The sequence below is a fragment of the Bernardetia sp. MNP-M8 genome, from assembly GCF_037126285.1.
GTDB lineage: Bacteria > Bacteroidota > Bacteroidia > Cytophagales > Bernardetiaceae > Bernardetia.
In genome coordinates this window covers 5,154,692-5,173,475 of sequence record NZ_CP147012.1, presented here as the reverse complement: position 1 = coordinate 5,173,475, position 18,784 = coordinate 5,154,692, and the positions used below count along the sequence as shown (strand labels likewise).

Annotated in this window: 16 protein-coding genes and 1 tRNA gene; 11 read left to right on the top strand and 6 right to left on the bottom strand. The window is 31.1% G+C overall.

Annotation, left to right across the window (positions count from 1 at the left end; all coding sequences use genetic code 11):
- Positions 1-64: 64 nt before the first annotated feature.
- Positions 65-1,222 (bottom strand): cystathionine gamma-synthase, encoded by a 1,158-nt coding sequence (locus V9L04_RS20910; RefSeq protein ID WP_338791879.1) that lies wholly within the window; start codon positions 1,220-1,222, stop codon positions 65-67.
- Positions 1,223-1,397: 175 nt separating this feature from the next.
- Between V9L04_RS20910 and V9L04_RS20905 the strand changes: the two genes are divergently transcribed.
- The 6 genes from V9L04_RS20905 to V9L04_RS20880 all read left to right on the top strand — a co-directional run bounded on the left by V9L04_RS20905 (position 1,398) and on the right by V9L04_RS20880 (position 8,843).
- Positions 1,398-2,294: an FkbM family methyltransferase gene (locus V9L04_RS20905; protein WP_338791878.1), complete on the top strand. Its 897-nt coding sequence runs from the start codon at positions 1,398-1,400 to the stop codon at positions 2,292-2,294.
- A 45-nt stretch (positions 2,295-2,339) separates the two neighbouring features.
- Complete coding sequence (locus V9L04_RS20900; protein ID WP_338791877.1) at positions 2,340-3,380, top strand: GntG family PLP-dependent aldolase; 1,041 nt, start codon at positions 2,340-2,342, stop codon at positions 3,378-3,380.
- A 45-nt stretch (positions 3,381-3,425) separates the two neighbouring features.
- On the top strand, positions 3,426-4,253 hold the full coding sequence (locus V9L04_RS20895; RefSeq protein WP_338791876.1) for a hypothetical protein: 828 nt from the start codon (positions 3,426-3,428) through the stop codon (positions 4,251-4,253).
- 165 nt (positions 4,254-4,418) lie between these two features.
- Positions 4,419-6,905, top strand: coding sequence for a phenylalanine--tRNA ligase subunit beta (gene pheT / locus V9L04_RS20890; RefSeq protein WP_338791875.1), 2,487 nt, complete (start codon positions 4,419-4,421; stop codon positions 6,903-6,905).
- A 193-nt stretch (positions 6,906-7,098) separates the two neighbouring features.
- On the top strand, positions 7,099-7,824 hold the full coding sequence (locus V9L04_RS20885; protein WP_338791874.1) for a carboxypeptidase-like regulatory domain-containing protein: 726 nt from the start codon (positions 7,099-7,101) through the stop codon (positions 7,822-7,824).
- The gene (locus V9L04_RS20880; RefSeq protein ID WP_338791873.1) at positions 7,821-8,843 is read left to right on the top strand and encodes a transglutaminase domain-containing protein; all 1,023 of its coding nucleotides are present in this window, start codon (positions 7,821-7,823) and stop codon (positions 8,841-8,843) included. Before V9L04_RS20885 ends, V9L04_RS20880 begins: the two co-directional genes overlap by 4 nt.
- Before the next feature lie 48 nt (positions 8,844-8,891).
- On the opposite strand, the gene V9L04_RS20875 is transcribed toward V9L04_RS20880, so the two are convergent.
- Positions 8,892-9,803: an ABC transporter substrate-binding protein gene (locus V9L04_RS20875; RefSeq protein ID WP_338791872.1), complete on the bottom strand. Its 912-nt coding sequence runs from the start codon at positions 9,801-9,803 to the stop codon at positions 8,892-8,894.
- Positions 9,804-9,944: 141 nt separating this feature from the next.
- On the opposite strand from V9L04_RS20875, the gene V9L04_RS20870 reads away from it, so the two are divergent.
- Positions 9,945-10,871, top strand: a complete 927-nt coding sequence (locus V9L04_RS20870; RefSeq protein WP_338791871.1) for an alpha/beta hydrolase — start codon at positions 9,945-9,947, stop codon at positions 10,869-10,871.
- Positions 10,872-10,889: 18 nt separating this feature from the next.
- Here V9L04_RS20870 and V9L04_RS20865 read toward each other — a convergent pair whose 3' ends face one another.
- Positions 10,890-11,135, bottom strand: a complete 246-nt coding sequence (locus V9L04_RS20865) for a hypothetical protein (RefSeq protein WP_338791870.1) — start codon at positions 11,133-11,135, stop codon at positions 10,890-10,892.
- A gap of 71 nt (positions 11,136-11,206) precedes the next feature.
- The gene (locus V9L04_RS20860; RefSeq protein ID WP_338791869.1) at positions 11,207-13,879 is read right to left on the bottom strand and encodes a valine--tRNA ligase; all 2,673 of its coding nucleotides are present in this window, start codon (positions 13,877-13,879) and stop codon (positions 11,207-11,209) included.
- Between the two features lie 244 nt (positions 13,880-14,123).
- Between V9L04_RS20860 and V9L04_RS20855 the strand changes: the two genes are divergently transcribed.
- The 3 genes from V9L04_RS20855 to V9L04_RS20845 all read left to right on the top strand — a co-directional run bounded on the left by V9L04_RS20855 (position 14,124) and on the right by V9L04_RS20845 (position 16,734).
- Positions 14,124-15,266 (top strand): DNA polymerase III subunit gamma/tau, encoded by a 1,143-nt coding sequence (locus tag V9L04_RS20855; RefSeq protein ID WP_338791868.1) that lies wholly within the window; start codon positions 14,124-14,126, stop codon positions 15,264-15,266.
- A 353-nt stretch (positions 15,267-15,619) separates the two neighbouring features.
- A complete protein-coding gene (locus tag V9L04_RS20850; RefSeq protein WP_338791867.1) occupies positions 15,620-15,838 on the top strand; it encodes a hypothetical protein in 219 nt (72 codons plus the stop codon).
- A 35-nt stretch (positions 15,839-15,873) separates the two neighbouring features.
- On the top strand, positions 15,874-16,734 hold the full coding sequence (locus tag V9L04_RS20845) for a hypothetical protein (RefSeq protein ID WP_338791866.1): 861 nt from the start codon (positions 15,874-15,876) through the stop codon (positions 16,732-16,734).
- An 85-nt stretch (positions 16,735-16,819) separates the two neighbouring features.
- Here V9L04_RS20845 and V9L04_RS20840 read toward each other — a convergent pair whose 3' ends face one another.
- Positions 16,820-17,404: a hypothetical protein gene (locus tag V9L04_RS20840; protein WP_338791865.1), complete on the bottom strand. Its 585-nt coding sequence runs from the start codon at positions 17,402-17,404 to the stop codon at positions 16,820-16,822.
- A 435-nt stretch (positions 17,405-17,839) separates the two neighbouring features.
- On the opposite strand from V9L04_RS20840, the gene V9L04_RS20835 reads away from it, so the two are divergent.
- Positions 17,840-18,433, top strand: coding sequence for a CvpA family protein (locus V9L04_RS20835; protein ID WP_338791864.1), 594 nt, complete (start codon positions 17,840-17,842; stop codon positions 18,431-18,433).
- A 153-nt stretch (positions 18,434-18,586) separates the two neighbouring features.
- On the opposite strand, the gene V9L04_RS20830 is transcribed toward V9L04_RS20835, so the two are convergent.
- Positions 18,587-18,659 (bottom strand) — tRNA-Thr (locus V9L04_RS20830).
- Positions 18,660-18,784 lie beyond the last annotated feature (125 nt).

The window sequence follows — 18,784 nt, the reverse complement described above, 5'->3', positions numbered from 1 at the left end:
AGTGTTCGGTTTTATACTGATAACCGTTTTTATATTAAATTATAAAAACGGTTTTTTTATGCTTTTATTTTTGAAGTGTTACTTTAGTTAGTGCTTGCTCCAAATCTTCAATCAAATCATCTACATCTTCACAACCCACACTCAAACGAATCAAAGAATCTGTAATACCAATTTCATGTCTTTTTTCGATAGGGATACTTGCATGAGTCATCAAAGCAGGATAACAAGCCAAGGATTCAACGCCTCCTAATGACTCAGCTAAAACAAAAATCTTCGTGCTTTCTAAAAAATTATACGCATTTTCTTGTGTGTCGTTTTTTAAATCAAATGAAATCATTCCTCCAAACTGACGCATTTGTTTTTTTGCAAGTTCGTGTCCTTTGTGAGTTTTTAACCCTGCAAAATATACATTCTCAACTTTTTCATGATTTACCAAAAATTCAGCAATTTTTGTAGCGTTTCGACAGCTTGCATCTACTCTCAAATGAAGCGTTTTGATGCCACGAAGAACCAAAAAACAATCAAAAGGTGAAGGAACAGCACCACAAGATTTTTGAATAAAATAAATGCGTTCTGCCAGTTTATCATCATTGAGCATCAAAGCTCCCATCACAACGTCGGAATGTCCACCCAAATATTTTGTTGCTGAGTGCATAGCAATATCTGCCCCCATAATTATTGGATTTTGTAAGTAAGGTGTAGCAAATGTATTATCAACTACTGAAATAAGATTATTTTCTTTTGCAATGGTAATCATTTTTTCGATATCGACGATTTGCAAGAGTGGGTTTGAAGGCGTTTCTATCCAAATCATCTTAGTTTGTGAATTCAAGGCATTTTTTACTACTTCTTCATCTTGCATATCTATAAAATGAAATTTGATTCCAATTTCTTCATAAACTTTTACAAACAAACGGTACGAACCACCATAAATATCTTGTCCACAGATAACTTCATCATTAGGTTTTAAAAGTTTCATAACTGTATCTATGGCTGCCATCCCAGAAGAAAAAGCAAAACCATGTTTGGCTTCTTCTAAGGCTGCAAATGATTTTTCTAACGTTTGACGAGTAGGATTTGATGAGCGTGCATACTCAAAGCCTTTATTCTGACCAACGGTAGGTTGTGCAAAAGTAGAAGTTTGAAAAATGGGAGTCATGATAGCTCCTGTGCTCGGGTCTGGTTCTATGCCTGCGTGTATGGCTTTAGTAGCGAATTTCATAGTAAAACGAGTGTTTTTAGTGAATTGATTAAAAATTTAGGAAAACTCATAATTTACTTTAAGTTCCTTTAGATTAAATTAATAGCTTTCTAGTATCTTTGCTTAACAAGTTATTTTGACTAACAGTTTTATAAAAACATATATTCCTTACTGAATTTTATCACTAACCCTTATTATGTCATTATCTATTACCCTAAAACATATTACCTCACACCCACTTACCCAAAATCAAAAACTATCAGCTATTTTTAGATATTTCAAGTGGCAATTTCAATCAAGATTAGATAAAGGGATTCATATTGTACCTTTTGTAGAAAATACAAAATTAGCTGCTCAAAATGGAATGACGGGTGCAACAGGAAATATTTATACAGGACTGCACGAGTTTAATGATATGGGTTTTTTGCTTCATTTTCTCAGAAACACAAAAGATGAAAATGGGGATTATTTTATGGACATTGGGGCAAATATTGGTAGTTATACCGTTTTGGCAGCAGGAGTAATCGGAACGCAAACCACAAGTATAGAACCTATTCCGACGACTTATCAAAAACTTCAAAAAAATATTCAAGTAAATAACTTAGCAAATAAAGCAACAGCTTTAAATATTGGTTTGGGAAGTAAAAAAGGTGTTTTACAATTTACAAAGTCTTTAGATACCATAAATCATGTAGCGACAGAAGAAACCCCACAAGACCAAAGAATTGATGTTCCGATTGAAAAAGTGGATGATGTAGCTACAAGGATTCCTATTTTGGTAAAAATTGATGTAGAAGGATTTGAAACTGAAGTTATAAATGGAGGAGAAACTATTTTTTCATCTCCTTTACAAAAAGCAATTATTATCGAACTCAATGGTTCTGGAGATAGATATGGATATGATGAAGCAAAAATCCATCAAAAATTAGAAAATTGGGGTTACAAACCTTATTCTTACGACCCTATAAAAAGAGAACTCAAAAAAATAGAATCACTTGGAAATCATAACACAATTTATTGTAAAGACATTGATTTTGTAAAAGAACGTCTCAAAAATGCGCCTTTAGTTACTGTTTTAGGACAAAAATTTTAAATCAAAAATTAAGCATACTTTTTTATAATACCTTTTTAAATTATTATGAATATCAAAAATATAGACCTTCGCAGTGATACTTTTACACTTCCTTCTCCAGCTATGAAAGAAGCCATGATGAATGCAAAAGTAGGAGATGATGTTTGGGATGAAGATCCAACTGTGAAAGAACTAGAAGCAAAAGTAGCTGATTTATTTGGACACGAAGCAGCTCTTTTTTGTCCTTCGGGAACAATGACCAATCAGATTGCTCTTAAAATCTTAACACACCCTCAAGATGATATTATTTGTGATATTCGTTCGCATATTTATCAGTATGAAGGAGGAGGAATTGCTTATAATTCATTTTGTTCAGTCAGACTTTTACAAGGCGAAAAAGGAATTCTGACTCCCAAAATGATTGAAGAAGTTATTATGCCTGATGATATTCATTTTCCTCGTTCAAGAGTGGTGGCGTTAGAAAATACTGTCAATAAAGCAGGTGGAAGTTCGTATAAAATGGAAGAAATAAAAGCCATTTCAGAATTATGTAAAAAGAATAATTTGAAACTTCACTTAGACGGAGCAAGAATTTTTAATGCTTTAGTTTACAGAAATCAATCAGCAAAAGAACTAGGACAGTATTTTGATACCATTTCGGTTTGTCTTTCGAAGGGATTGGGTGCGCCTGTGGGTTCGGTTTTGGTGGCAAATAAACAGCTTATTCATCAAGCAAAACGAGTACGTAAAGTGTTGGGAGGAGGAATGCGACAGTCTGGTTTTTTGGCAGCAGCAGGAATTTATGCGCTGGATAACAACATTGAAAAACTGAAAGAAGACAATCAGAATGCTGGCAAAATTGCCGAATCTTTAAAGCAAAATAAACTTGTAGAAGAAGTTATTTTTGAAGGAACAAATATTGTTTTGTTTAGAATAGAATCAAATTACACATCTGAAAAGTTCAAAAATGAACTAGCTAAAAAAGGGATTTTAGTTTCTAATTTTGGAAAAGAATGGCTCAGAATTGTTACACATTTGGATATTTCTAAAGAAATGATTGAAAGGGTTTGTAATAAGGTTTTGGAGATTAAGAGGGAGGGAGTTTAGGTTTTTTTATAAAAAACAACAGTATTTTAAGAAAACAACTATTTAATGCAATTAGAACAGACATATAGAGATGAATTAGAATTATTAAGAAGTAATTTAAACCTTCTGTCAGAATATTCTATAGATTCTGCTGTGGATAATAATAGAAATCAAATAAAAAGAAACCGAATTTTAATTGGTCTCTATAATGATTGTAAACCTTCAGATTATAAAATAGCTGATTTTATTTTTAATGAAGAAACAATATTAAGAAAGTCTGATTTAAAAGTTGTTGTTGATTATGAAGTAGATGTTCTTTATTTATCTGCATTCATTTTAACCAAATTTGATAAAGTAGAGGATATTTGGAAATTTATCAATGCTAAAGAAACTGATTTTGATTCTTCTATTGGCTTTGATACAGAATATTTATTATCCTTTGGAGTTGATAGAGTATTTGAATACTTAGAAAATACAGAACATCAAAATAAAGAGCTTGTAAAAAGTGCAATTGGAGAAAATAGTACAGATTCATGGTTTTTACAAGAAGAAATCAATGATTGGAAAAAACACAAGCACGAATACTTTAAAGTTTTTGAATTCCCAATCAAAGATGAAATAAATTTTCTATATCAAGCAAAGGAATACGAGTATTTAAAGAGTTTGATTCCAAAATGGAGTTTGGAAAAAAGTAACTGGACAGAAGAGCAAAATTTAACCTATATTACGATTGATAGAGATTTGCAAATAGAAGATTTTCACTTAGAAGTCTTAAAGCATTATAACGAAACTTTTAATAATTCAGAAAGAAAAAAAGAGTTTCAAAAAAAGATATTTAAATTAGAAATGAACAAATTAAGTTTTTGGGAGAAGCTAAAAAAAATATGGTCTTAGTTGGTTAAAACTTTTCATCAATCATCAAGCACAATTCCATAACAACCAACACCAATTATAGATAATTTCCAAAAAACTTCTTACCTTCGCATCTATAAAAAATATACATCAAGAAATTAAAATCGCCGTTGTTCGTGTCCTCACGAGCGACACAGAACTTATACTATGAACATTTCACTTAGCTGGCTCAAAAAATACATTCAACTTGAAGAATCTGCCGAAAAAATAGCAGAATACCTTACCGAAACAGGACTAGAAGTAGAAGGAATTGAAACTTTCGAACAAATAAAAGGTGGTTTAGAAGGTTTTGTAGTGGGCGAAGTCATGACGTGTGAGCCTCATTCAAATTCTGATCATTTGAATTGCACAACAGTTAATATTGGAGCAGAAGAAAATTTATCCATCGTTTGTGGTGCTGAAAACGTAGCCAAAGGACAAAAAGTAATTGTTGCTACAATCGGTACAATGCTTTATCCAGAAGATGGTGAACCGTTCAAAATCAAAAAAGGAAAAATCAGAGGAGAAGTTTCCGAAGGAATGATTTGTGCCGAAGATGAAATGGGATTAGGTAAATCACACGACGGAATTTTGGTTTTGGAAGGCGAAAAAGCACAAGTTAAAAATGGAACTCCTGCAAGTCAAGTTTTTGATTTACAAAATGATATAGTTTTAGAGATTGGTCTTACTCCAAACCGAGTAGATGCAGCTTCACATTATGGAACGGCTAGAGATTTGAAAGCTCGTCTGAAACGTGAAATTTCTAAGCCTAGCATTGAAGAGTTTGATTCTTTAAAGAAAGAAATTAATAAAACTGATGCTGTTCAAGTAGAAATTGCAAATGCTGAGGCGTGTCCAAGATATGCAGGTGTAACAATCAAAAATGTAAAAGTTGCAGATTCTCCAGCGTGGCTCAAAATGGCTTTGGAATCTATTGGACAGAAATCAATCAATAATGTAGTAGATATTACAAACTATGTTTTGCATTCTTTTGGTCAGCCTTTACACGCCTTTGATGCTGATAAAATTAAGGGAAATAAAATTGTAGTTTCAACTTTAAAGGAGAAAACAGAATTTGTAGCCTTAGATAAAGAAACGTATAAATTAGCAGAAAGCGATTTGATGATTTGTGATTCTGAGCTAAATCCTCTTTGTATTGCTGGTGTTTTTGGTGGTCTGGATTCGGGTGTTTCTGATTCTACTACGAATATATTTTTAGAGTCAGCTTATTTTTCGCCTGATTTTGTTCGTAAAACTTCAAAAATTCACGACCTTTTTACAGATGCTTCTTTCCGTTTTGCTCGTGGAACTGACCCAAATAATGTTCTTTATCCACTCAAATACGCAGCTTTATTAATTCAAGAAATTGCAGGAACAGAAGAAACAATTTTTAGTGAAGTTACCGATTTGTATCCTCAAAAAATTGAAAATCCGACTTTTGAAGTTTCTTACAATTACCTAAATACACTTATCGGAAATGATATTCCGAAGGAAACTGTAAAACGTATTTTGACTGATTTAGATATTGAAGTAGTAAAAGAAAATACGAACGAGAATGATGATAAAATAACTGTTTCAGTTCCAACTTATCGTGTCGATGTACTTCAACCTGCTGATATTGCTGAAGAAGTTTTGCGTATTTATGGACTGAATAATATTGATTTTCCACAGACGGCAGCAACGGATTATATTGCACCTTCCATTTCGAAAGACCAAGAAATTCGTAAGAAAACGGCTGATATTTTGGTAGGAATGGGCTTTTCAGAAATGATGAATAATTCGCTTACTTCGTCAAATTACGCAAAGGCTTTAGAAATAGAAGCTACAAGTGTAAAAATGCTCAATCCACTTAGTGAAGATTTGGACGTAATGCGTCAGAGTTTGCTTTTTGGTGGTTTGGAAAGCATTACAAGAAATTTGAATAGACAAGAAGAACTCATAAAAGGATTTGAGTTTGGAAAAGTATATCATAAAATAGCAGAACCTAAAGACGACGAACACAAATACTTTGAAGAATGGCAATTAGGTATTTTCTTAGTTGGTTCTACGCCTACTTCTTGGAATAAAAAAGCTACTCCAGTCGATTATTTCCAGCTTTCTAGTGTCGTTCAACGAATTTTAAAAGCTGTAGGATTTGATATTTCTGATTTTGACCAAAATAAATTAAGTGAAGATAAGGAACTTCAATACGGCATCGAACTTACAAAAAGAACAGGAAAAGATTCTTTTGAGCAGATTTTGAAAATGGGATTGGTAAAGAAAAAACTATGTAAACTGACAGAAACAAATGCAGAAGTTTTTTATGCTCAAATTCGTTGGGAAGTTTTATTAAATCAAAAAACAAAACCAAGAGAGTTTTCTGCGCTTTCAAAATTCCCTGTTGTACGTCGTGATTTGTCTATCGTTTTGGATAAAAAAGTTTCTTTTGCAGAACTTGAAAAAGTAGCTCAAAAAACAGAGCGAAAAATTTTACAAAATGTTTCTGTTTTTGATATTTACGAAGGCGATAAAATTGAAGAAGGTAAAAAATCCTATTCTGTAGCATTCTCATTGCAAGACAAAGACAAAACACTAGATGAAAAAACAATCGAAAAAACGATGCAAAGACTTATTGCTGCTTACGAAAAAGAAGTAGGTGCTTTGATTAGAAAGTAATTTTAGTCATTATTTTATTGTAGGGAAAACGGCTTGCCTTTTCCTAAAATATTGTAAAAAGAGAAATAATAGTTTTTTCAAACTGTTATTTCTCTTTTTTTGTGCTTATTTTTTCTTTTCTACTGCAACACTTCACACCCTACTGAACGTATTGTGAGCGTATTATAAATTTTTAAGAAACTAAAGAAAAAACATGAAACCAAATATTACTCTTGGTATTAATAAGCCATGTTCAGAAAAGTTTGAGAATTTTAAAGCTACACAAGCAGGTGGCTTTTGTGGTTCTTGTCAGAAAGAAGTCATAGACTTTACCCAAATGACTGATAAAGAGATTATAGCCTATTTTCAAAATAATCAAAAAAAGACCTGTGGTCGCTTTAATGAATCTCAACTCAAAACCTATTCGACTCTTATTCCTTCAAAAAGAACGTATAGCTTGAAAAAAATAGGAATTGGTTTAATGAGTTTTTCTCTTCTTTCTCTTTTGACAATTAGTAAAAGTCAAGCCCAACAGACTAATCCAACTGTGATTACAGAAGCATCTGAAAAGAAAGAAAATAGTAATGAAGAGATAAATTCTACTACAGATAAAACAATTACCATAACAGGAAATGTTAGCTGTCCAGAATATGGTGCTTTACCAGGAGCAACTGTTCAATTAAAGGGAACTAATAGAGGAACTACTACAGACCTAGAGGGAAATTTTAGTATTACAGTTCCTAGTTCTGATTATGACAATATTTTAGTAATACGTTTTGTCGGTTATGTAACACAGGAAATAACAATAACAAAAAATACATCACTAAATTTAACATTCCAATTGCATGAAGAATATGATCTTATGGGAGAAGTAAGTGTCAATGAAGTTTATCAATCAAAACAAACAGTTTGGCAAAAATTTAAAGGTTTATTTAGATGATTCGATTTTTCTGTATTTTATTCTTTTTCATTACTGGAGTAGCTAAAGCACAGCTCAGCGATTTTGAAAATGTAGATTTTCGTAAAGCTGATAGTGTTGCAAATCACTACAAAGGCGAGAGCTTAAAAAACTTGCCTTTACTTTCTTATAATTTGACAAATTCGTTACCTTCTCAAGTAGAAAAATTTAGAGCAATATATACTTGGGTAAGTACCAATATTGAAAATGATTATTGGGGATATGTCAAAAATAAACAGAAACGCAAACAGTTTCAAAATGATAGTTTGGCTTTACGTAATTGGAATAAATCATATCTACCAAAAGTAGCTGAGAAATTAATCAAAGAACAAAAAACGCTTTGTACAGGCTATGCTTATTTAGTGAAAGAATTGGCAGATATATCTGATATAAAGTGCGAAATTGTGAACGGTTATGGAAAGACTGCAAGTAGTAATATGGATGAGGAAAACAGCATTCCAAATCACTCATGGAATGCAGTAGAACTGGATAACAAATGGTATCTCTGTGATGCAACTTGGTCAAGTGGATTTTTTGATGTAGATAAAAATGAGTTTATTTCAGAATATAATGACGGTTATTTTTTAGCTGAACCTAAGTTATTTATCAAAAATCATTATCCTTTAGATAAAAAATGGATGTTATTGGAAAATAAACCTATTCTTTCTCAATTCCTAAATGCACCATTGATTTATAAATATGCTTTCAATTATCAGCTTATTCCAGTAGAACCTCAAAAAATGAAAATAGAGATAGGGAAAAATGAAACAATTAGTTTTTTATTTGAAGCTCCCGATTCACTCAACACAGAAGCTATTGAGCTAGAACTAGGTTCAGGTGCTTCTAAATATTCTAAAAAACCTATCATTAATAGAACCAAAGAAGGATTTTTAGAATTAAAATATACTTTTGAAAAGTTAGGTCATTATGATGTTCATATAAAAATTGATAATAAATATCTTGTTACTTATACGGTCAGAGTTAGAAGAAAGACAAAGTAGATAGGAAAAAGCACAAGATTTTGGTCTTGTGCTAAAACTATTTTTGATTTATTTCAATAATTCATTTGTAAACAAATCTTGATGAAGAATTCTTTCATTTTCTAGTTTATTATCAACAAGCCAATTTAGAAATGAACTTACTCTTTTGGGTTTGATAGAACCACATTCTGAATCAGTTTTAAAATATGGAGCAGTAAAATTAATTGACTTTTCTAAATCAATATTTTGCTTATCGTATTCTGTTAGGTGTTTTTCTAGGATTTTTATAGCTTCTAATTTATTTTCTAGGGCGTATAAATATCCTTTTTGAGTAGCTTTTATAAAATTTGAATATTCCTCTTTTTGTTTTTTCAAATTGCTGTTTTTTGTAATAATGACAGGAGAATAACAATAGGGAATATCAAAATCGCCTAAAGAAAATTTATTGAGTTCTACCTTTTTTGATTCAGCTTCTATTGCTTCCCAGTTATTGAATATCCAAGTCGCATCAGCTTTGTTTTCCAATAAAATGTTCCAGATTCCTAGTTTTTCAGGATATACTAATTCAATAGCTCCAGTTCCTCCATCATTTTTGACCATTTGTTTCACAATATAGTCTTCATAACGTGCTTTATAAGAAGCATATATTTTTCCATCTAAAAGTTGAGGTCTATCTATTTTTGAAGATTTTAGTGTTGCAATACTGCTAATATCTTCTTGTAAAATGGCGAAAACAGCAATAGCATCAACTACATTTTTTTTGTTGTTTAGACTAATCACAGTTTCGAAAGGTGCAATAGCAAAATCAGTTTCATTTAGCTCTAATTTTTTACCAGGAGTAACTGTATAATTATCCTCTAAAGGATTTATAATAGTTGTTTCTATCTCCAATTCTTTATAAAATCCTAGTTCTTTTGCTACAAAGATTCCGATATGATTGATGTTTGGTGTCCAATCTAAAGCGATTCTTAATTTTTTCATGGTGTGTTTTAGTTTTAAAAATTGGTTTGAAGGACAAATATAATAATTCTTATTATCCTATAAAGTCAAAATTTAAAACGATACACTTAAATCAATCTTTTTCGTATTTTGCAAAAAAAACAAAAAACTAGCTATAAAAAAATGAACTTAGAAAAAGACTTTACTACCCAAATTTTAAATTTAGAAGATGATTATGAAGGAAAAGTAATTGCTACACTTGTTTCTTGTAATGCCAACACAGGAAATAGAAAAAGTGTAATTTATATTCATGGTTATATTGATTATTTTTTTCATCCCCATGTAGCTGAAAAGTTTATTGAAAATGGGTTTGATTTTTATGCGCTAGACCTTCGTAAATATGGGCGTTCGTGGCTTCCTCACCAAAGAGAAAACTATTGTAAATCTATTACAGAATATTTTGAGGAAATAACAATGGCAATTAATCAGATTTACGAAAAAAATCAGTCGCCTATTTATCTATTTGGACACTCTACAGGAGGACTTACAGCGTCTAATTATGCCAATTTTGGAGAAGAAAAAAATAAAATAAGTGGTCTTATCCTGAACTCTCCTTTTTTAGATTTCTATGATTCTGAGTTTAAAAAGAATGCTACTTTAGCTGCTTGTAATATGCTTACTTTATTTTTAGATTATACGTATATCAATAATATGCTTTCGCCTGTTTATGTACAAAGTATTCACAAAGATTTTAAAGGAGAATGGGATTTTAATTTGAAATGGAAATATACAAAAGGCTTTCCTACTTATTTCAAATGGGTTTTGGCAATTGATGAGGCACACGAAAGATTACAAAAACACTCAGCTATTCAAGTTCCTGTTTTGGTTATGCACTCTTCTGCTTCTACCAAACTTTCCAAGTTTTCAGAAGAAGCTATGCAAAAAGATATTGTTTTGGATATAGAAGATATAAAACAAAGAGGTGCAAAACTAGGTGATAAAGTTACTTTATTAGAAGTAGAAAATGCGATGCACGATATATTTTTATCTTCAAAAATAGTTAGAGAAAAGGCTTTTGAAGGAATGTTTGAATGGCTTTTGAATAAATAAAAAGTAGAAAAGAAATTACTATATTTTTTGTTTACGTCCTATTTCGAAATACAAAATATTTGCAACAATATTAAAAACAAATAAAAAATTACTCCCTAACACCACAATAACCCAAATTAATTTATCATTATTTTCAAATTTATTTTTTAAAATATCAATTAGAGATATGATAGAAACAATAAATCCTATGCCATAAAACGGCAAAAGTAGAGCGAATAATTCATACAATAAACTGTACAATCCATATAAATTGAATGCTAACATAAATAAATTGTTGTAGATTTATACGAACAGTTTATAAAATGAATAAACTGTTCGTATATATTATTAATCAATTAAACCAAACTTAACAAAGCTTCTTCCAAAGCTTTAATTTTGGCTTCTGCGTCAGCTTTCTTTTGACGTTCTTTTTCAATAATATCAGGTTTGGCATTATTTACAAAACGCTCATTTGAAAGTTTTTTATCAACACTTACCAAAAAGCCTTTTGTATATTTGATTTCTTTCTCTAAGTTTTGACGTTCTTCTTCTACATTAATCTGAACTGGAACAGAAAACTCATCTCCTTTTACTACAAAACTCATAGCTGGATTTGGCTTTTCGTCTGTAAAATTGATTTTATCAACTCCTGCTAATTTCTGAATCAGAGAAAGATATTCATCATAAAAAGCAGCATTAGACGTTTTTACAAATAAATCTAGCTTTTCTTTAGGAGAAATATTTTTAGCATTTCTAACCTTTCCAACCTGAGAAACTATTTCAAAAATCTGTTCTGTTTTTTCTAAAATAGCAGCATCAAATTCTTTTACTTTTGGATATTCTGCAACTATAATCGCTTCTTTTTCTCCTCTTTCATTTAATAAATGCCAAAGCTCTTCTGTGATAAATGGCATAAAAGGATGTAAAATTTTCATGAGTGTTTCGAAAAACTCAATTGTTTTATTGTATGTTCCTTTATCAATTGGAGAACCGTAGGCAGGCTTTATCATTTCTAAATAATTAGAGCAGAATTCGTCCCAAATCAATTTATAAACCCCCAAAAGCGCATCAGAAATACGATATTCTTTATAATGATTCTCAATTTCTGTCAAAGACTGATTTAGTTTTGCTTCAAACCAATTTATCGCCACTTGATTTCCTTGTGGAATAGCATCACTTGTTTGTTCAAGGGACTTCAAAAGTAAGAAAGCATTCCATATTTTATTAGAAAATTTACTTCCTTGAAAGCATAATTTCTCATCAAAAGGCAAATCATTTCCTGCTGGAGAAGAGAAAAGCATTCCTACACGAACCCCATCAGCACCATACTGTTTGATTAAATCTAATGGGTCAGGCGAATTTCCTAATGACTTAGACATTTTTCTACCTTGCTTATCTCGTACAATTCCTGTCAAATAAACATCTTTAAACGGACGTTTGCCTGTATATTCGTAACCTGCAATTATCATTCGGGCTACCCAAAAGAAAAGAATCTCAGGCGCAGTTACCAAAACTTGTGTAGGATAGAAAAAGTCTAATTCTTTATTTTTAGATAAATCAATTTTTCCTGTTTCTTTATCAAAACATTCATCATTAAATCCATCAAAAACAGCGATAGGCCAAAGCCAAGAAGAAGCCCACGTATCCAAAACATCATCGTCTTGACGAATATCATTTTCAGTTACTTCTTTTCCTGTTTTTTCTTTGATCAATTGCAGAGCTTCTTCCTTAGTTTCGGCTACAACAAAATCATCATCTCCATCTCCATAGAAATAAGCAGGAATTTGATGTCCCCACCAAAGCTGACGAGAAATACACCAATCTCTTACATTTTCCATCCAATGACGGTATGTATTTTTGAATTTTGCAGGGTGTAAAATGATTTCATCTTTCTCAACAACTTCTAAAGCCGTCGCAGAAATTTCTTTCATTTTGATAAACCATTGCAACGATAATTTTGGCTCAACAACGCTTCCTGTGCGTTCAGAACGACCGATTCTTGAAACAACTTCTTCTTTTTCTACTAATAAACCTGCTTCTTCTAATTTCTTTGTAATCAATTTACGAACCTCAAAACGGTCTTTTCCTACCATTTCTGGCATTTCACATTTATCGTTTAAAGTTCCATCGTCATTAATTGTATCAATAACTGGTAAATTATGTCTTTGTCCGATTTCGTAGTCATTTGGATCGTGTGCAGGCGTAACTTTCAATAATCCTGTTCCAAAATCTATTTCTACATACTCATCTCCAATAATTGGAATTTTACGACCAATAAAAGGAACAATTGCATTTTTACCTATTAAATGTTTGAAACGCTCATCGGTTGGATTTACAGCAATGGCAACATCACCCATAATTGTTTCAGGTCTTTGTGTTGCTATTGTGATTGTTCCTCCGTCTTCTAATTCATATTTTGTATGATATAAAAATGCTCTTTCGCCTTCTTCTTTATAGATTATTTCTTCATTTGAAATAGTTGTCTGAGCTTCACAATCCCAGTTTACCATTCTCAGGCTACGATAGATATAGCCTTTTTTATACATATCAACAAAAACACGAATAACAGCTTTATAATAACCTTCATCCATTGTAAAACCTGTACGATTCCAATCACAACTAGCCCCTAGTTTTTTGAGCTGCTCAAGAATGATTCCACCGTATTTGTCTTTCCACTCATAAGCATGAGCCAAAAACTGTTCTCTTGTAAGGTCAGATTTTTTAATTCCTTGTTCACGAAGCAAACGAACTACTTTAGCCTCCGTAGCGATAGATGCGTGGTCAGTCCCTGGTACCCAAAGAGCCTCAAATCCCTGCATTCTGGCACGACGCACCAAAATATCTTGAATGGTATTGTTGAGCATGTGTCCCATGTGAAGGACACCTGTAACATTTGGTGGAGGAATAACGACAGTATAAGATTCTTTTTCAGGATTTACTTGAGCTTCAAAAAACTTGTTTTCAAGCCAGTATTCATACCACTTGTCTTCTATCTCGGTGGGTTGGTAGGTGTTGCTAAGTTCTTTCATTTGTTCAGTTATCAGTTACCAGTAAACAGTTATCAGTAAATTATTTTTGTAACAATGCGTTTAATCTGTAAAGTTCAGAAATTTTTGAGAAAGAATTAAATTTTATTTGCATTTTAGTATAACAATCTCAAAAATATTAAAGACTAGCAATTTTTAAAATCAAAATCTATTTTAGTTACCAGCTTCTAACCAAATTAGTAAAAAATAACTATCAAAAACATAAATTTCTTCGTAACTTCGTGGAATGGAAAATTATGTAGTTTCGGCACGTAAGTATCGCCCAGATACTTTTGATGCTGTCGTCGGACAATCTCACATCACGGATACTCTCAAAAACGCAATTCGCTCAAGCCAACTTGCACAGGCTTTTTTGTTTTGTGGCCCTCGTGGTGTTGGTAAAACAACTTGTTCTCGTATTTTGGCAAAGACAATCAATTGTTTGAATATTACGCCAGAAACAGAACCTTGCGATGAGTGTACGTCATGTAAATCTTTTAATAGTGGTAATTCACTTAATATTAGTGAATTGGATGCAGCTTCGAATAACTCAGTTGAAGATATTCGTAATCTAATTGAGCAAGTGCGTTATCCTCCTCAGGCTGGAAAAAAGAAAGTCTATATTATTGATGAGGTTCACATGCTTTCCAATCAAGCCTTTAATGCTTTTTTGAAGACTTTGGAAGAGCCACCTTCGTATGCTATTTTTATTTTGGCAACGACAGAAAAACACAAAATCATTCCTACTATTCTTTCTCGTTGTCAGATTTTTGATTTTAATAGAATTCAGCCCAATGATGTAGCTCGTCATTTAGAAAAAATTGCTATCAAAGAAAATGTAGAAGCAGAAGAAGAGGCTTTACAACTTATCGGAAGAAAAGCTGATGGTGCTTTGCGTGATGCTCTTTCTATTTTTGATATGCTAGTTACGTTTTCACCTGACCGAAAGCTAACTTATGTTCGTGCTATCGATAATTTGCATGTCTTGGATTATGATTATTACTTTAAATTGACAGATGCCTTTTTGAGTAGAAATCATACTGAAGCCTTACTTATTTTTGATGAAATATTGAAAAAAGGGTTTGACGGACATAATTTTGTAGTTGGTCTTTGTGAGCATTTACGTGATTTATTGGTTTCAAAAGATGCTGCAACGGTTTCTTTATTAGAACTTTCTGAATCGATAAAAGAAAAATATAAATCTCAAGCTGCTGCATCTTCTTTTTCATTTTTGATGTCGGCTCTTAATTTGGCTTCTGCTTGTGAGTTGGGATATAAAAACAGCAAAAATCAGCGTCTTCATGTAGAAATGACACTTTTGAAACTTTCTCATGTAATGGCTGCACTTTCTATTCCTCAACTGGTGGAAGATTTAAAAAAAAAAGACTAGCTAAATCTCAAAATCCATCCGAAGAACAAAATTCTATATCAAAGACAACTACTTCATATCAAAACCCAGCTTTAGCAAAAAATACAGAAGATATACCTTGGAAGAAAACGCCAAAGGTTACAACAAATGTCAAAATTCAAAAGAAAGTAGTTGTTGAAAGTAAAGTAGAAGAAAAGAAAGTAGTCAATTCACAAGCTGACCGAAATTCTAGTTTTGATACAGCAAAAGCTCAAAAAGTTTGGAAAGAGTTTTTCAAATCAAGCCCTTCAGCTTTTGCAGGAAGTCTAATCAATGCAAAATTAGTAGTAGAAAAATCACCAATTATTAAAGTAGAATTACTCAATAATATTGCATTGCGTTCCGAATTTTCTACTATCAGAATTGCACTAAATCCTCATTTAGCCAATAATTTGGATAATGATTTTGTGCAAATAGAAATTATAGACCAACATATAGAAAAGCAAATACCTGTAAAAGCATTATCCGAACAAGAAAAGCTAGACGTTTTGGTTAAAGAGTTTCCTTTAATAAATGAAGCTATGCGACGTTTTGGTTTACAATTAGACAACTAGAAAATGAATTATGAATTGCAAATGATGAATTATAAATGGTAAATGTTGAAATAGAATATGATGAAAATAATAGATTATGTTCTTTTATACCAAAAGCAGTAAATCAAAAAATTTGGCGTGTTTTTCCTGATCCAAAAAGTGATTTAATAGTTTTAGAAATCAGAGAAAAGCAAGAACAGAAAAATATATCTCAACTTCTTATCTTGGACAATTATAAAAAACAAATTGTAGCAATGGCTGAAATGGAAGCTACTCAAACACTTCTTACTTTTTTTGATGAAACTATTTTATTATCAGAAATTGATTTTCAACATGAAATGCCACTTGCAAAAGGCTTGAAGGCTCTAAATACAGATTTTGAAACAATTTGGGAATTGGAAGAAGTAAGTTATTATGGAGTTATAGAAGAAGATAATCAGAACGAACCCAAAGTAGCTTTTTCTCTACAATCGAATTACTATTCTGTTCCTCTAAAACCTAATTTAGAAATAGAAATTAATACAGATAAAGAACAAATAGAAGTTATTGAAGAAGAATATTATAATCTGAAATCCAAAGTAAAACAGTATTTTTATTCTACTGATGAGTATCTAATAAGTCATCCAAATTATAAGGATATTTCAAATTTTGTGTTTAAGAAGACAAATCAAAATATTCAAAACTCTATTCTTTATACAGAAAATGAAAGTTATTTGATTTGTAGTTATTTAGTAGAAAATGAAAAACAGCAAAATGAAAATTATTTACTTTGTACAGATAAAAAAGGAAATCTGAAAACTCATTTTTTGATAAGTGAAAATATAAAAAAACCACAAGAAATTATTTTGATGAAAAGTAAAATCTTGTGGATAGATGGAAGTAGAGTATTTTCAAAAGACATTAATTATTCTATCTAGTCATTTTCCTCTTGAAAGTTGTTGGTGTCTCACCGACAATTTTTAACATATCTCATAAATATTGTAAGATAACCAATAATTTTTTTTATAGAATAAAACGAATAGGTAATTTAAAATATTCGGTTTCTTCTTGCCAAATCATAGAGTTAATTTTCCAATCTCCTTTTATAAATAACAGTTCGATGCTTGCCATTCCTTTTTTGTTTTCAATATTTGAATCATAATAACAGATTTCAAAACCACCAAAACGCTGTGCAATATTGCCAAACTGTTCAATTTTATAATTGAGTTCACGAACATAAAAGGGAGGAAAGTCATTTTGTTGAATTTGTGAACGAAACAAACTGATAAATCTATCAACAGACAAACGAATAGGCTCACCAAATGTATTATTTGTCATAATAGCAGAAGGAGTGAAGCAATTTCTTAACTCATTCCAAATTGGCTTTTCATTTCCATTATTTCCATAAAAAGACAGAACACGGTACATCTGTGCTACTCTGACATTTACATCATCAGTTGGAGGCATAATGTCCTCAAAGTCGTTTAGATTATCTTTACTCGTATTATTTTCAATACTACGTTTCAGATTGCTGATATCTACATTTGTTTGTTTTAAATCTTGCTTTATTCTTTCCAAGAGATTTGTTTTTTCCAAAATTGTTGTCATAGTAGTTTCATTTTATAAGGAGTATAGAAATTAGGAAGGATAATCTACTTTTATTAAAAAGTTGCGATAAGATGTGAAATATAACAGCTTTAATAAAGATACAAAAAACTTTTTATAGTGCAAATTTTCAACATTAGAAAAATATAGAAAAATGGATTACAATTGTATTTTTTTTTCTAAAACTTGTTTTGATAAATAGCGTTAAACTGAAATAAATCATAAAAAGGCTAACAAAACTATACCTGAACCTATTTTTTAGAAAACTTTGATAGCTTTTTTATTGTAAAATTGCTTATCTTTCAATAGATTTACGAGTGTATCACAATTTTCAAACTATTTAGTAAGCATTTTTTGACTTTAATTTTATATTTTTCGTTGTAGTAACTTTATATAAAACAAAAATTATAGTATTAATTACAGCATAATCAATTACCTATGTTAAATCTTCTCTTAGAAATCGGTGCAGCAGACAAATCATTTTGGGATTATTCCTTCAAAATTGGAGACGTAATCTTACTTTTGCTTCTTGGTTTTGGTGCATATCAAGGCTATCTAAAAGGAATTATTGTAGAACTGTTATCTTTATTTATACTTATTTTTATTGTCTATTGGGTAATGACGGGTACATATTTGGGTTTTAACTCTCTTCAAGAAAGTGATGTAGTAGGAAAATTTTCCAAAACAACGACTCCTTTTCTAACCTTTCTTATTATTACTATTCTGTTAGCTCTTTTGATGGAGTTTTTAGGAAACTTGGGTAGAAAATTTCTACGATTTACTCTTTTCGGTTCTGCTGATTCATTTATAGGAGCTATTTTTAGTCTCGTCAAATATTGTTTTGTAATTGGTCTTGTAATGGTTCTTTGTATAGATATTGGTCTTTTTCAAGAAGCTGAAATCAGAGAAAAATCATTGCTTATGCCTCTAGTGATGGATGTTTTTTCTTATATTGTTCTTGTTTTGGACGGAATAGGCGTAGAAATAAATGATCTCTTGGCAGGTATTAGTAATTTGCTTAGAAGGTATTAGTAAGCAATAAAATATTTCTTTATAGCATAGAAAAAGCCTAAAGCTTCAGTGATAAACTGAAGTTTTAGGCTTTTTATTTATAGGACTGTTTTTACAATAATTCATAAAAAAAAACATAAAAAAACCTTTCAACTTGATTGAAAGGTTTTTCTGAGCCTTCTAACGGGATCGAACCGTTGACCTATTGATTACAAATCAATTGCTCTACCAGCTGAGCTAAGAAGGCTTGTTTTTCTTTGGTGATACAAAGGTAGTATCTTCTTTTGATATAGACAAATTTTTCTTTGAAAAAAAAGTGTTTTTTATTGATTTTTTATAAGGTGTGAGTCTAACCTATTGATTATTAATGAA

Bases quoted from the DNA above. Each gene is read 5' to 3' on its own strand.
- V9L04_RS20910 (WP_338791879.1), bottom strand. From the start codon at position 1,222: ATGAAATTCGCTACTAAAGCCATACACGCAGGCATAGAACCAGACCCG.
- V9L04_RS20905 (WP_338791878.1), top strand. From the start codon at position 1,398: ATGTCATTATCTATTACCCTAAAACATATTACCTCACACCCACTTACC.
- V9L04_RS20900 (WP_338791877.1), top strand. From the start codon at position 2,340: ATGAATATCAAAAATATAGACCTTCGCAGTGATACTTTTACACTTCCT.
- V9L04_RS20895 (WP_338791876.1), top strand. From the start codon at position 3,426: ATGCAATTAGAACAGACATATAGAGATGAATTAGAATTATTAAGAAGT.
- pheT (WP_338791875.1), top strand. From the start codon at position 4,419: ATGAACATTTCACTTAGCTGGCTCAAAAAATACATTCAACTTGAAGAA.
- V9L04_RS20885 (WP_338791874.1), top strand. From the start codon at position 7,099: ATGAAACCAAATATTACTCTTGGTATTAATAAGCCATGTTCAGAAAAG.
- V9L04_RS20880 (WP_338791873.1), top strand. From the start codon at position 7,821: ATGATTCGATTTTTCTGTATTTTATTCTTTTTCATTACTGGAGTAGCT.
- V9L04_RS20875 (WP_338791872.1), bottom strand. From the start codon at position 9,803: ATGAAAAAATTAAGAATCGCTTTAGATTGGACACCAAACATCAATCAT.
- V9L04_RS20870 (WP_338791871.1), top strand. From the start codon at position 9,945: ATGAACTTAGAAAAAGACTTTACTACCCAAATTTTAAATTTAGAAGAT.
- V9L04_RS20865 (WP_338791870.1), bottom strand. From the start codon at position 11,135: ATGTTAGCATTCAATTTATATGGATTGTACAGTTTATTGTATGAATTA.
- V9L04_RS20860 (WP_338791869.1), bottom strand. From the start codon at position 13,879: ATGAAAGAACTTAGCAACACCTACCAACCCACCGAGATAGAAGACAAG.
- V9L04_RS20855 (WP_338791868.1), top strand. From the start codon at position 14,124: ATGGAAAATTATGTAGTTTCGGCACGTAAGTATCGCCCAGATACTTTT.
- V9L04_RS20845 (WP_338791866.1), top strand. From the start codon at position 15,874: ATGGTAAATGTTGAAATAGAATATGATGAAAATAATAGATTATGTTCT.
- V9L04_RS20840 (WP_338791865.1), bottom strand. From the start codon at position 17,404: ATGACAACAATTTTGGAAAAAACAAATCTCTTGGAAAGAATAAAGCAA.
- V9L04_RS20835 (WP_338791864.1), top strand. From the start codon at position 17,840: ATGTTAAATCTTCTCTTAGAAATCGGTGCAGCAGACAAATCATTTTGG.